Annotated in this window: 11 protein-coding genes; 4 read left to right on the plus strand and 7 right to left on the minus strand. The window is 71.1% G+C overall.

The genetic code is table 11. The features are described 5' to 3' along the window. Positions 1–3 precede the first annotated feature (3 nt). Genes G555_RS0109120 through G555_RS0109130 form a run of 3 tightly spaced genes read right to left on the minus strand, consistent with a single transcriptional unit; the run spans position 4 to position 4410 of the window. Complete coding sequence (locus G555_RS0109120; RefSeq protein ID WP_245581230.1) at positions 4–2841, minus strand: UPF0182 family membrane protein; 2838 nt, start codon at positions 2839–2841, stop codon at positions 4–6. Positions 2842–2849: 8 nt separating this feature from the next. After that, the gene (locus G555_RS0109125; protein WP_028708647.1) at positions 2850–3368 is read right to left on the minus strand and encodes a PPA1309 family protein; all 519 of its coding nucleotides are present in this window, start codon (positions 3366–3368) and stop codon (positions 2850–2852) included. Further along, positions 3361–4410 (minus strand): YlbL family protein, encoded by a 1050-nt coding sequence (locus G555_RS0109130; RefSeq protein ID WP_036921710.1) that lies wholly within the window; start codon positions 4408–4410, stop codon positions 3361–3363. The genes G555_RS0109125 and G555_RS0109130 overlap by 8 nt, the downstream gene beginning before the upstream one ends. A 126-nt stretch (positions 4411–4536) precedes the next feature. On the opposite strand from G555_RS0109130, the gene G555_RS18945 reads away from it, so the two are divergent. After that, a complete protein-coding gene (locus tag G555_RS18945; RefSeq protein ID WP_036921712.1) occupies positions 4537–5964 on the plus strand; it encodes a zinc-dependent metalloprotease in 1428 nt (475 codons plus the stop codon). On the opposite strand, the gene G555_RS18950 is transcribed toward G555_RS18945, so the two are convergent. Then, entirely contained in the window at positions 5965–7005 is a 1041-nt protein-coding gene (locus G555_RS18950) for a DUF2332 domain-containing protein (RefSeq protein ID WP_051208617.1), read from the minus strand. Further along, a complete protein-coding gene (locus tag G555_RS0109145) occupies positions 6998–7522 on the minus strand; it encodes a M48 metallopeptidase family protein (protein WP_051208618.1) in 525 nt (174 codons plus the stop codon). Before G555_RS0109145 ends, G555_RS18950 begins: the two co-directional genes overlap by 8 nt. A gap of 213 nt (positions 7523–7735) precedes the next feature. Here G555_RS0109145 and G555_RS22610 point away from each other — a divergent pair, with 213 nt between their 5' ends. From G555_RS22610 to G555_RS0109160, 3 genes are all read left to right on the plus strand, one after another. Then, entirely contained in the window at positions 7736–7897 is a 162-nt protein-coding gene (locus G555_RS22610; RefSeq protein ID WP_169337884.1) for a DUF5679 domain-containing protein, read from the plus strand. Between the two features lie 135 nt (positions 7898–8032). After that, positions 8033–8926, plus strand: coding sequence for a hypothetical protein (locus G555_RS0109155; RefSeq protein ID WP_084634989.1), 894 nt, complete (start codon positions 8033–8035; stop codon positions 8924–8926). Positions 8927–8963: 37 nt separating this feature from the next. After that, positions 8964–10295 carry an ABC1 kinase family protein gene (locus G555_RS0109160; RefSeq protein ID WP_028708651.1) on the plus strand — a complete coding sequence of 444 codons (1332 nt, stop codon included), beginning with the start codon at positions 8964–8966 and terminating at the stop codon, positions 10293–10295. Positions 10296–10314: 19 nt separating this feature from the next. On the opposite strand, the gene G555_RS0109165 is transcribed toward G555_RS0109160, so the two are convergent. Beyond that, complete coding sequence (locus tag G555_RS0109165) at positions 10315–10596, minus strand: WhiB family transcriptional regulator (RefSeq protein ID WP_028708652.1); 282 nt, start codon at positions 10594–10596, stop codon at positions 10315–10317. A gap of 344 nt (positions 10597–10940) precedes the next feature. Continuing rightward, positions 10941–13013 (minus strand): ATP-dependent DNA helicase UvrD2, encoded by a 2073-nt coding sequence (locus tag G555_RS18955; RefSeq protein WP_051208619.1) that lies wholly within the window; start codon positions 13011–13013, stop codon positions 10941–10943. Positions 13014–13081: the final 68 nt, after the last annotated feature.

Below are 13081 nucleotides of genomic sequence, written 5' to 3' on the forward strand. Positions count from 1 at the left end.
CGCCTACTTCCTGCCCATCGCCTTCCACGCGGTGTCGACGGCGGCCTGCGCCTCCTTCAGCTTCGTCTGGTACTTCGCCAGGTCTCCGGCCTTCAGCGCCGCGTCCGCCTCGGAGAACGCCGTCCGTGCCTTCTCCAGCGCCGCGGTCGCGGCAGCCTCGTCGACGGTGCCCGTCCCGCCGGACTCCCCTCCGGTGGTCGTCTCCCCCGTCCCGGCGCCCGAGTCACCCTTGAACACCTGATCCAGGGCGTCCTGCAGCGTGCTGCCGATGCCGATGTGCTCCCCGAACCGGACCACGACGAACTGCAGAGCCGGGTAGGACCCGCTGGACCCCGAACGCTGCGCATAGATCGGCTGCACGTAGAGCAGACCGCCGCCCAGGGGCAGGGTCAGCAGGTTGCCGTAGATGGCCCCCGATGCACCCTGGTTGAGATAGGGTCTCAGCTTTTCCGCGACGGTCGTGTCGGTGTTGATGGCGTTGGCCGTCTGGCTCGGACCATCGATCTGTTTCGTGTCCGACATCTTCAGCACCCGCAGCTTGCCGTAGCTGTCGCTGCTGGCATCGGCGTCGACGGCCATGTAGGCAGCCAGGTTCTCCCGCCCGTTGGGCACGAACACGCTCGTCTGGCTGAACACCGCCTTCGTGTCCCCCGGCCACTTGATCGACAGGTAGTACGCGGGCTCGGAGGAGGTCGACGACCCCACCGGGTCGCTCGGGACCGTCCACAGGTCGTTCTGCTTGTACCACGTATCAGGATTGGACACGTGGTACCGGCCGAGCATGGTCCGCTGCACCTTGAACAGGTCCGAGGGGTACCGCAGATGCTCCAGCAGATCCTCCGAGATCGCGCTCTTCGACTGGACCGTGTCGGGATACACCTTCATCCAGGTCTGCAGGATCGGGTCGTCCTCGTCCCACGCGTACAGCTTCACGGTGCCGTCGTAGGCGTCGACGACGGCCTTCACCGAGTTGCGGATGTAGTTGATCTCCTCGTCGGCCTGCGTCCCGATGCTGGACGACTGCGAGTCGGCCGTGGACTGCTGCAGCGACACCCGCTGGCTGTCCGGGTAGGTGGAGGTCGTCGTGTACGCGTCCACGATCCACACCAGACGCCCGTCCACGATCGCCGGATACACGTTGGAATCGACGGTGAGCCAGGGCGCCACAGCCTCCACCCGCTGCTTCGGCGTGCGGTCGTAGAGGATCTTCGAGTTCGCGTTGACGCGGTCCGACAAGAGGATGTTCATGTCGAGGAACTTCGTCGCGTACAGGGTTCGCGTGAACCAGTCGCCGATCGCAACCCCGCCCTTGCCGTCGTAGATGTTGTTGCGCTCGCCCCCGTTCGTCCCGCCACCGGGCGTGTCGAGCTCCACGGGCTCCTGCCCGTCCAGCCGCCCGACGATGGCGAAGGTCGTCGACCGCTCGCCGAAGTAGATCCGGGCCTGGTGCTCCTCGAGGTCGCCCTCGGGCGGGATATCGCTCACGATCCACTGCGGCTCGCCGTTGGACTGCCGCTTGTTGCCGTACGCCGCGACGAGACCGTAGCCGTGCGTGTACACCGTGTGGATGTTGGCCCAGTTCGGATCCGGAACGCCGCTGAGGTCCATCTCACGCGCCGCCACCACGGCGTCGGTCTCGACACCGTTGATCGTGTACCTGTCCACGTCCAGCGTCGATGGGAACGAGTAGTAGCCGCGGACCTGCTGCAACTGCTCGAAGGTCGGGCCGACGACCGACGGGTCGATGAGCCGGATGCCGGGCAGCGCGGTGGCGTCGCTCTTCAACTGCCCCTCCGACACGTCCGTCGTCGCGGAGTACTCCTCGATCTCGACGTCGTCGATGCCGTAGGCCTCCTGCGTGGCCGTGATGTGATCGGAGATGTACGGACGCTCCACGTCGGGCTGGTCGGGCTTCACCCCGAACGTCTGGACGCCGGCCGGGTAGAGAAGGCCGAGGATGATGCTCGCGACGATCATCAGCACCACCGACGTCCCGGGAACCACCCAGCGCCGCAGGAAGATGTTCGCGAAGAACAGCCCGGCCGTGATGAAGGCGATGATCGCGATCACCAGCCGCGCCGTGATCGAGACGGTCGCGTCGGTGTAGTGCAGACCCGTGAACAGATCGCCGTCGGTGACGAGATAGCCGTACCGGTCGAGCAGGTTCTCGACGCCGAGGCACACCATCACCAGGCCGAACAGACCGCTCAGATGCGACAGCGCCCCGTCGTTGGGCCCCCGCGCGAAACGGCCGGCCCCGCGGGACAACGTGAGCGATCCGGTGGCGAGATGAACGCCGATCGTCAGCAGGGAGGCCACGATCGTGGCCGTCAGCGCGAACGACGACACGAACCGCCACCACGGGTAGGAGAAGACGTAGAAGGAGGCGTCCAGTCCGAAATGCGGATCGGTCTGACCGAACGGGGTCGCGTTCGCCCAGGCGAGGAAGGTGTCGACCTCGCTCACCGCCGACACTCCCGCGAGCAGACCGATGAGCACCGCGGGCGCGGCGACGCTCAGCCAGATCCGGGCCTCCAGCAGGTCGCGGTATCGGTCGAGCACCGCGCTGGCGCCGGTCCGTCGCGTCCGCGGCCGCAGTCTCAGCGCGATCGCGATATTGATCGCGACGAAGCCGCCCATCAGGAGGCCGAACACGAGGAACAGCCCGATCCTGGTGAGGAGCTGGGTCGTGAACACCCCGCTGTAGTCGACCGAGTCGAACCAGAGCTTGTCGGTCCACACGGTCGTGAAGATGGCGTACGCCACCACCAGCCCGACCATGATGAGCAACGTCGGAACGAGCGCCCTCCGTCGTCGCACTTCCGGCATCTGCGTGCTCACAGTTCTCCTCACTCCCCCTGCTCGGTCAACGTCTGCGCCAGCACCCCGACGAGCCCCGGGACCATGTCCGCCCCCGAGAGGAGCTCCTCCGGCCGGTTCGCCAACCGGGCCACCGCATGATGTGATCCGTCGCGCAGCACCCCCACGACGAGCCGCAGATCCATGCGCCGGGGGTGCGTCGCGACGACCCGCGCGGCGGCGCTCGGGTCCGCCGGAAGATCGTCCTCGACCTCCCTGGGGACCATTGTGCGTTCCACCGCCAAAGCGCAGCCCGCGACGGCAGGGCCCCAGGCGATCCGGGCGAAGGTCTCGACGATGTCGTCGCCGAGCCGGAACCCGTCCTGCTCCACCGCCGAGAGCGCGTCCTCGTCGGGTGTCCCGGCCACCGCCTCGGCGACCGCCGGTTCCGATGCGGCCAGCAGCGCCGTGCCGACCAGCGCGAACAGGCGGGCCGGCTGGTCCCACCCCGATCGCCCGACGTGGGCCTCCACGTCCCGCAGCACGCGGAAGAGCGCCTCCTCAGCCATCGCAGCTCGGCAGGTCGGCGTCGCTGGTCTTCGACAGGCGAAGCGCGGCCAGGGCGTCCTTCAGGGACGCGACCTTCACGAGCTTCATGGACGTGCGCACATCGGCGACATCGGAGCAGTTCGCGGCCGGCACGAGGAACATCGTCGCGCCCGCCGACTGCGCACCCGAGATCTTCTCGCGGATGCCTCCGATGCCGCTCACGGTTCCGTCGGTGCCGATCTCGCCCGTGCCCGCGATCGATCGATCGTCGATGACCCGCTCGCTGCTGATCAGGTCGTAGATTCCGATCGCAAACACCAGCCCCGCGCTCGGCCCGCCGATGGAGGAGTCGACATTGATCGAGACGTCGGCCGCGTACGAGTACCCCGTGGTCCAGCCGACGCCCACCACCGACCCCGACGGGGACGTGTTGGACGCCTGCGTGCTGACCGTCACCAGCTTGGACTGCCGATCGCGCAGGATGGAGAACACGACCGCCTCGCCGACCTTGTGCGCCTGGACGCGCTCGCGGACGTCCGCGACGGTCGACACCTCGGTCCCGTCGACCTCCACCACCAGATCTCCGGGCTCGAGTTCGTTCTCGGCCGGGCCGCCGCTCGCGATGACCGACACCATCGGCCTCTCGGTGACGGGGATGTCCGCCTCGCGCAGAGCCGCGACGATCGCGTTCTGCTGCGACGACGTCATCGCCTGGGCATTCGCCGCGTCGATGTCGGCGACGCTCTGCCCGGCGGGATAGACGGCCGCCCGGGGCAGCACCTCCCGATCGGGCAGCAGATCGGCGAGCAGCGCCTCGGGGAAGCTCAGGCTGCGGTCGGCCGCGGTCACGGCGACGGTCGTGACCCGCAGTTGCCCGGGGGCGTCGAAGGTCGGAATCCCCGAGATGCCGATCACCGGCTTCCCGTCACGCTGCCCGAGGACGTCGTATGTCCCGCCCGGAGCCCACGCCACGAACGGCACGGAACTCACGGCCAGGACGGCGGCCATCGCCACGAAGATCACAGCAGACACCGCGGCCGCCCACGTCTGTCGCGTCAGCATGCCGGCACGGTCGTCCGCCGGGATTCCCTACGCATGGCGCGAGCCTAGCGCAGGGCCCTACGCGGGGCGTGCGCGGGCTTGGGGGATGCAGGACAATGGGAAGGCAGCCAGCACAAGGAGCACACCGTGGCCGACGATCCGACCCCGCCCACCGACGACAGCGACGACGACCGGCAACCCGGCGTTCCCGGGCCCGAGGACGCGCTCGCGAAGCTGCTCGCCTCGCTCGGCATCGGGACGGGCGGAGATCTCGCCTCGCTCGGCTCCGGTTCGGGCAGCAGCGAGGATCTCGCCTCGCTGCTCGAGGAACTGCAGAAGACACTGCAGCAGTTCACCTCGCAGATGGCGGGCTTCGCCGCCGCGGGCGGCGAGGCCGACGGAGCCAACTGGGGTTTCGCCAAGGACATCGCACGCAAGACCGTCGCCCAGGACGGGCCCGACCCGACGCCGTCCGACGCCGAACGGCGCGAGGTCCGCGAAGCGGTCGCGCTCGCGAACCTGTGGCTCGATCAGGTGATCGCGTTCCCGCAGCTCACCGGTGACGGGGTCGCCTGGAGCCGCGCCGAGTGGGTGGAGCACACCTTCCCCGTGTGGCAGCACCTCGTCGGCCCGATCGTGGCGAGCATCTCGCGCGCGCTCGTCGAGGTCGCCCGCCAGGATCCCGACCAGCCCGAGCAGATCCGCGCCATGCTGCAGCCGATGATGCGCACCGCCGCCGCCGGGATGTTCGGCGGTCAGGTCGGACAATCCATCGGGAAGCTGGCCGCCGACGTCCTCGGCGGGACCGACGTCGGCCTTCCTGTCACGCCCACGCCGAGCGTCGCCCTCCTCCCGGCCAACCTCGCTGCCTTCTCCGCAGGGCTGGAACAGCCGGCCAGCGACGTTCGCCTGTACCTCGCGCTGCGGGAGACCGCGCGACAGCGGCTGTTCGGCGCCGTCGGCTGGCTCGCCCCGCAGATGCTCGCCTTGGTCGAGCACTACGCGCGCGAGATCCGGATCGATCCCGACGGGCTCGAGCGGGCGATCGAGGAGCAGATGTCCGGGTCCGGCCAGCCCGACCTCGCCAAGCTCGAAGAGCTCGGCCGCGACTTCGCCATGCGCCTGTTCCGGCCCGAGCGCACCGCCGAACAGGTCGAGATCCTCTCCCGTCTCGAGACCTTGCTGGCTCTCGTCGAAGGGTGGGTGGACGACGTGGTGTCCGAAGCCGTGGCCTCCCTCATGCCCAACGCGGTCCCGCTGTCGGAGGTGCTCCGCCGCCGCCGCGCGAGCGGTGGACCGGCCGAGCAGGCGCTGCGCACGCTCGTCGGGCTCGAGCTCCGCCCGCGAAGGGTTCGCGACGCCGTCAACCTGTGGGCGGCGTTGCGGTCCGCTCGTGGCTCCCAGGAGCGCGACGCCGCCTGGGCCCATCCCGACCTCGTCCCCACCTCGGCCGATCTCGACGACCCGCTCGGCTACGCCGAGCACGGACACCACGGCGAGCCCGACTCCCTCGACGCCGAGCTGGCCGAACTCCTCGGTGAAGACACGACCGAGGACGACCCGCCGCAGGAGTGACTACCCCGCGGCACCGGTGAGGCGGACCGGGACGCCGTGAGGATGGACCGTGCCGAGCACCTCCCGCTCCCACCCGCCGGCGCCGTCCCACAGGTCCACACCGAGCAGCGGCATCCGCTCCCCCGGGACGTACTCCAGCCAGATCCGCGCGCACCGATGGCGCGCGCCGTGGTCGGCGAGCTCGCGCTCGACGCGGGCGGTCACCCCGGCCGGCCAGTACTGACGGGTGATCGAGTGCCACACGACGGGCATCGCGGACGTCTCGACGATGCCCGGCAGCCAGTCATCGGCAGAACCCCGCTCGACCCGCGGCGGGTGCTCCCTCGCGACGGCGAGCGCTGCGTCGAGCCGCGCATGGCGGGCCGGCGAGAACGGCCACACGAACGACCGCAGCCACAGCACCTGGTCGGGGTCGGTGAGGTCGATCGGCGCCACGTCGCACCCGACGGCCCGCGCGATGCGGATCTCGGGCGCCGCGAACGCGCCTTCGATCGCGCCGGTGAGGTGCAGCGGCGACGCGGGATCGCCCCACCGCCACCGTTCACCGCTCAGCAGGTAGTGCGGCAGGAGCAGGTTCAGGCCCGCACTGGCACCGAGCTCGACGAGGTCGATCTCCAGTGGGAGCCCGCGGGTGCGGAGGAATCCGAGACCCGCCAGCAGAGCGGCGCTGCGACCGACCTCGTTGGTCTGCGGAGCGACCGCCAGGGCGGCGTGGACCTCGTCGGCGTGCTCGGCGAGGACCTCGCGGAACACCGGCCACGCGGACGCCGGGTCGGCCGTCCCGCCCAGCACGGGGTAGTAGGGCAGGAGCTCGTCGGCCCGTCCGGTGAGCACCAGCCGGAACACGGCCGCCAGGATCCGCAACTGGACGGCGGCGCCGACGGGGACGTCCTCGTAGCCCCGGCACACGGCGGCCACCGGCCCCCCGCCGTCCAGATCGTCGGCCATCCGCCGCATGAGGTGCCCGTACAGGTGCGTGTCGCTGCCGGCATGGCGCCGGAATCGCTCCGCCAGGGTGCGACCCGTGTCGAAGTCAGCCATCCGCGGGCTCCCACCCCGCGCCCGCGGTGTACCCCTCCAGGTAGCCCTTCGCGCGCTCGGCGTGCGGGTAGGCGCTCTCCAGAAGCCGGAACCGCTCGCCGTGCGTGCGCTCCGCGAGATGGCTCAGCTCATGGACCAACACGTAGTCGAGGACGTAGTCCGGCATGGTGCGCACCCGCTGCGAGATCCGGATCGTCCGGGTCGAGGGGGTGCACGATCCCCATCGCTGCCGCTGATTGCCCACCCACCGGATCGTGAAGGGCGAAATGCCGCCGTCGACGAGGTGATCCAGGTATCTGTCGGCGACCTCGCGTGCACGCGCCGCGAGATCCTCGTCGTCACGCAGGTGCGTCTCCCGGCTGCGAAGTCTGGCCACGAGCTTGGCCGCGGTCTCCTCGGCGACGTCCTCGGGCAGGTGGGACGGCACCTCCACGACGATCCGCCCGCGGTCGGCGTAGGCCTTCGCGGTCGTGCGGCGCCGCGAACTGCGGCGAATCTCGATCTCGGGTGTCGACACCGCCCAAATCTAACGCGGATGGTTTGACCCGGGGACGCAGCACCAGTAGGTTTCCGACAACGAGGGCCCCGGGGCGGCGTGCAGGGGAAGGCATGCCGGATCCCGCGGGCCCTCGCCCCGTCCTTGCCGGCTTCGGTTCCGCGCGGTAATGCCGTACAGTGTGCGGAAGCCCAACGATCACGGGCGTTTCGTGTGTCGACAAGAGGAGATTCGGTGGCCGAGGAAACTTACGAAGGACAGTTCTACTGCGTCAAGTGCCGTGACCACAAGCAGACGACCGGGAAGGTCGTCACCACCGCCAAGGGCGGGCGCGCCGCCAAGGCCGAGTGCCCCGACTGCGGCACGAAGCTGAATCGGTTCCTGCCCAGCAAGTAGAGCCCCACCCGGGCCGGCCGGCTCCAGGAGGCGGCCGCCCACCGCCGGCGCCCTCCCGGTTCCACGACCGGGGCCGCGGCAGCGCCTGTGGACAACTCCGCCGACACGGCACGCATCCGCGCGAGGATCGTCGGCATGACCGTCTCGTCTGCGCGACTTCCGCTCGGCGTCGCCGTCTCCTGGCGACCACCCGGCGTCCTCCACGTCGATCTTCCCGACGGCCGCACCCTGCGGTGCGAGTCCGTCCCCGCCGGCGTCGGTGCGGCGGCCGCGCTGCTCGACGGAACCCGCTCCCCTCTCCTGGTCGCGACGCAGGCCGGGATCGCACCCGAGTGGGTCGGCTGGCTGCTGTCGACCGTGGCCGAGGCCGGAGCGACCTGTCCTCCGCCCTCCAGCTCGGTCGTCGAGGTCCGGGGGTGCGGCAGGGTCGGCACGGCCGTCGCGGAGCTGCTGCTGTCGGTCGGAACACCTGTGGTCCTCGCCGACGACGAGCCCGCTCCCGACACCGCCGTGACCGGATGGACCCGGGCCGACGCCCTCCACGCCAGGCTGACGGGCCGGGAGCGCGCCGGCACACGGTCCTGGGTCCGGCACCGCGCCCACCCGTATCCGACGCCCGAACTGGTCGTCCTCGTCGGCGAACGGGCCGAGTGCGACCGGGCCGAGACCGACACCCTGCTGCGCGAGGACCGTCCTCATCTCGTCACCTCCTTCGTCGGGAGCGCCGCCGGGGTCGGGCCCCTCGTGATTCCCGGACGCACCGCCTGCCTGCGCTGCGGCGACCTCGCCGCGACGGAGGCCGACGCGTCCTGGCCCGAACGCCTCGCCGTACGCAGCGGAAGGCCCGCCCGGCCGTCCCCGTTCGCCCGCGCGTGGGTGACGGCCACCGTCGTCGCCCAGGTCCTCGCATGGACGACGCACGGCACTCCCGACGCCCTCGGCACCGTGATCGAGCTCGACACCGCCGACGGACGCCTGCGCAGTCGCCGGTGGCCCGTCCACCCCGCCTGCGGCTGTCTCGCGTCCTGACCCGCGACCCGGCTTGCCCCCCGCGGACAATGGACCCATGAGCGATCCGCTGCCCCCCGAGCAGGAACGTCTGTCCCGCACCGCTCTCGGCCGAGGGGCGCGGCTGCTGCAGATCCCACTCGGTGAAGCCGGCCGACGGGCGGTCGGCTGGGGGCGCAGACTGACCGGCGCCGATCCCGACGAGGTCGCCGCCGACAACGCCGAGCGCATGGCCCGGCAACTGTTCCAGGTGCTGGGTGAGCTCAAGGGCGGCGCCATGAAGGTCGGGCAGGTGCTGTCGCTCATGGAGGCCGCCCTGCCGGAGGAACACGCCCAGCCCATGCGGGAGCATCTCCGCAAACTCCAGGACTCGGCGCCCCCGATGCCGGCCTCCAAGGTGCAGGGCGTCCTGCGCTCGGAACTCGGCCCGTCGTGGGGTTCGCTGTTCACCGAGTTCTCGATGCGACCCGCGGCAGCGGCGTCGATCGGTCAGGTCCACCGCGCCGTGTGGGCCGAGACCCAGACCCCGGTGGCCGTGAAGATCCAGTACCCGGGAGCCGAAGAGGCGCTGCTGGCCGACCTGGCGGCGCTGCGGAGGATGGCCTCGACGGTCGCCCCGCTCGCCGGCGGGGTCGACGTCGCCGCCCTGGCGAGAGAGGTCTCCGAACGCGTCTCCGAAGAGGTCGACTACACCCTCGAGGCGGACGCCCAGGAGCGCGTCGCCGCCGCCTTCGCCGAGCACCCCGAGTTCCTCATCCCTCGCGTGCGGCGAGCGACGCGACGCGTCATCGTGAGCGACTGGGTCGACGGGGACCGGCTCGGCGCCATCGCCGACCGTCCCCCCGCCGAGCGCAATCGCATCGGCCTGTCCTACGTCCGGTTCCTGTTCGCCGGGCCCAAGCTCGCAGGCATCCTCCACGCAGACCCACACCCCGGCAACTACCTGGTGTGCCCCGACGGGCGCCTCGCCGTTCTGGACTTCGGCCTGGTCGCGCGTGTGCCTGACGGCCTTCCACCCGCCATGGGGCGCCTCGTCTCGCTCGCCCGGGACGGAAGGGCCGACGAGGTGGCGACCGGGCTCGCCGCCGAGGGCTTCGTCACCGCGGATCTCGCCCCGGAGGAACTGCTGGACTATCTCGCCCCGTTCTTCGAGCCGGCAGCCGTCCCCGAGTTCCACTTCACGCGTCAGTGGATGCAGGATCAGTTCGCGCGGGTACGCGACATCGACGGCAGCGACGGGATCGCCCTGAAGCTCACCGTCCCCCCCGTGTACGCCCTGATCTACCGGGTCTGGATGGGCGGCATCGCCGTCCTGGCCCAGCTCGACGTCAGCGCGCGCTTCGCCGACGTCCTCCAGGAGTTCCTGCCCGGGTGGCGCCCGGCGCCCTGAGGCGGACGCCGGGCCGATCTCACGCGGCGCTCTGCGCGGCGACGTCGTCCTTGCGGGGACGTCCCCGCGGCCGCTTCCGGGGCACGACCACGCCGGCCACGACCAGTTCTCCGCCCCACACGCCGTGCGGCTCACGGCGCGCGAGCGCACCCGCCAGGCAGGCGTCCTTCAACGCGCAGGTGACGCAGACATGCTTGGCGCGCTCGACGTCCAGCGGCAGTTCCGCGAAGAAGAGATCGGGGTCCTCGTCGTGGCACGGAAGGTGGACCGCCTGACCGGGCACGAGCAGTTCGGTCGTCATGTGTGTCTCCTGGTGTTGTTCGGTGAGGGTCTCGACCCCGGGAGACACGAAGGCCGCGTTCCCGGGTGGGTCCGAGAGCGCGGCCGGAGGATTCCGTCAGGAACTACCTCATGGCGTTCCTCCCTGGCATCCGCGCCTCACGGACGTGCCGCCGCGCTCGTCATAACGCGGACGGCTGAAGACGGTCTTGTCCGCGGACAGGAGCGAGTGCGCGGCCTGCCTGATGATCGACTCGTGCATGTCTCGCCCCTCCTCCCTCACGACGCGGCGCTGCCCCAGCGGCAACGACCCGCCCAGTCTCGCAGCACCGGTCTGCGGCGTGCAACCGGTTTTCCGGGCGGCCGTCAGCCGTCGGAGCCGGTCTCGGCGGTGTCCGCCTCGCGCCGGGCCCGGCCGGCCGCGATGATCGCGAGGACATCGTCGCCGTAGCGATCGAGCTTGGTCCGCCCGATGCCGGCGATCCGCAGCAGATCCTCCGGACCCCCCGGCTCGGCCTCCGCGGCGGCGATCAGCGTCGCGTCGGTGAACACGACGTACGCCGGGACCGACTGCTCGGCGGCGACCTGCCGCCGCCACTCGATCAGCAGGTCCAGCGTCGCCGGATCGTACGTCGCGGGGCATGACTCGTGACGGCGCAGCTTCAGTTCCGCACCGGTGGTGAGGGGTTGGCCGCACGAGACGCAGACGCGGGACCTGCGCCCCGACGGCCGGGCGCTGCTCGCCGCGCGGGCCGCCGGAGCCTGTGCCGCCCGCACGCCGGACAGGAAGCGCGACCGGCCTTTGTTGCCGTTGCGGCTGCGGCACCACGAGATCCGCAGCAGTCGGCGCGCCCGGGTGATCCCGACGTACAGCAGGCGACGCTCCTCGGCGATCTGCTCCGGACGCTGCGCGAGGACGAACGGAAGCAGCCCCTCCTGGGCGCCGACGAGTGCGACGGCGTCCCACTCCAGGCCCTTCGCGGCGTGCAGGGTGGACAGGGTGACGCCGTCGGCGGTCGGCACCTGCTGGACATCGGCGCGCTCCTGCAGGGCCGCGACCACGGCGGCGAGCGGCGTGTCCTCGGCGCCCATGAGGCTCATCGCCAGCTCGGCGAGAGCAGCCAGCGACTCCCACCGCTCCCGGACGGCACCGGCGCCGCTGGGCGGCTCGGGTGACCAGCCGAGGCCGCCGAGGACGTCGCGCACCTGGTCGGCGGCCGGCTCGGCGCGTCCCTCCTGCACGCGCCGCGCGAGGTCGTGCAGCGCCTGCCGCACCTCGCCACGGCTGTAGAAGCCGTCGGCGTCGCGCACCTGATACGGGATGGACCGCTCGGCGAGCGCCGACTCGAGGGCCGGCGACTGGGCATTGATGCGGTAGAGGGCTGCGATCTCGCGGTACGGCACGCCGTCCCCGTGGATGCGAGCCACCCAGTCCGCCACCCCCGCGGCCTCGGCCTGCTCGCCGTTCACCTGGACGAACTCGGGCTCGGGCCCGGTGCCCCCGTGTGCGACGAGGGTCATGCCCGCCCCGCGGTTCACCTGGTTGGCCAGCGCCACGACCTGTTCGGTCGACCGGTAGTCGCGAACGAGGCGGATCACGTGCGCGCCCGGATGCGCGTTCTCGAAGTCGGTGAGGTACGCGGCGCGGGCACCGGCGAACGAGTGGATCGTCTGCGCAGGGTCGCCCACGACGCACAGATCGGAATCGGGTCCGAGCCACAGATCGAGGAGGCGCTCCTGGAGCGGGCTGACGTCCTGGTACTCGTCGACGACGAGATGACGGTACGTCGCCCGCACCTCGGCGGCGATCTCGGGATGGTCGGCGAGCAGCAGGGCGGCGCACAGCAGGATGTCCTCGAAGTCGATCACGCCGCGACGCCGCTTGGCCTCCTCGTAACGGCCGAAGACGGCGGCGATCTGCTCCGGCGTGGCCGAGGCGAGATCGCGTCCCTCTCCCCGCGCCAGTTCGGGGTAGTCGGCCGGCGAGACGTTGCTCACCTTCGCCCACGAGATCTCGCCGCTGAGGTCGCGCAGCACACCCGTCTCGGTCGAGAGCCGGGCGCGGCTCGCCGCCTCGGCCACGACGGGCAGGCGATGACCCAGGACATCGGGCAGCTCGGTGCCCATCGCCCGCGGCCAGAAGTGCCGGGCCTGCCGCAGCGCCGCCGAGTGGAAGGTGCGCGCCGCCACCCGAGGGAGACCGAGGTCGCGCAGCCTCCCGCGCAGCTCGCCTGCCGCCTTGGTCGTGAACGTCACGGCCAGCACGGCGCGCGGCGTGAAGCGCTCGACGGCCACGTTGTAGGCGATGCGGTGCGTGATCGCCCGCGTCTTGCCCGTGCCCGCCCCGGCGATCACGGCCAGACGCGGCGCCGACGAGACCGCCACGTCCCGCTGTTCGGGGTCGAGGCCGGTCAGAAAACGCTCCGGATCACCGTCCATGACCGTAATCTAGGCGCCCTGTCCGACGGCGCCGAACCAGGTCCTCTCGGTGGAGGTCGTCCGAAACC

Origin of the sequence: Propionicicella superfundia DSM 22317, from assembly GCF_000423465.1 — a bacterium.
In the GTDB taxonomy this organism is placed as follows: domain Bacteria; phylum Actinomycetota; class Actinomycetes; order Propionibacteriales; family Propionibacteriaceae; genus Propionicicella; species Propionicicella superfundia.

Coding starts and splice junctions, on each gene's coding strand:
- G555_RS0109125 (WP_028708647.1), bottom strand. CDS start 3,368: ATGGCTGAGGAGGCGCTCTTCCGCGTGCTGCGGGACGTGGAGGCCCAC.
- G555_RS0109130 (WP_036921710.1), bottom strand. CDS start 4,410: ATGCTGACGCGACAGACGTGGGCGGCCGCGGTGTCTGCTGTGATCTTC.
- G555_RS18950 (WP_051208617.1), bottom strand. CDS start 7,005: ATGGCTGACTTCGACACGGGTCGCACCCTGGCGGAGCGATTCCGGCGC.
- G555_RS0109155 (WP_084634989.1), top strand. CDS start 8,033: ATGACCGTCTCGTCTGCGCGACTTCCGCTCGGCGTCGCCGTCTCCTGG.
- G555_RS0109160 (WP_028708651.1), top strand. CDS start 8,964: ATGAGCGATCCGCTGCCCCCCGAGCAGGAACGTCTGTCCCGCACCGCT.
- G555_RS0109165 (WP_028708652.1), bottom strand. CDS start 10,596: ATGACGACCGAACTGCTCGTGCCCGGTCAGGCGGTCCACCTTCCGTGC.
- G555_RS18955 (WP_051208619.1), bottom strand. CDS start 13,013: ATGGACGGTGATCCGGAGCGTTTTCTGACCGGCCTCGACCCCGAACAG.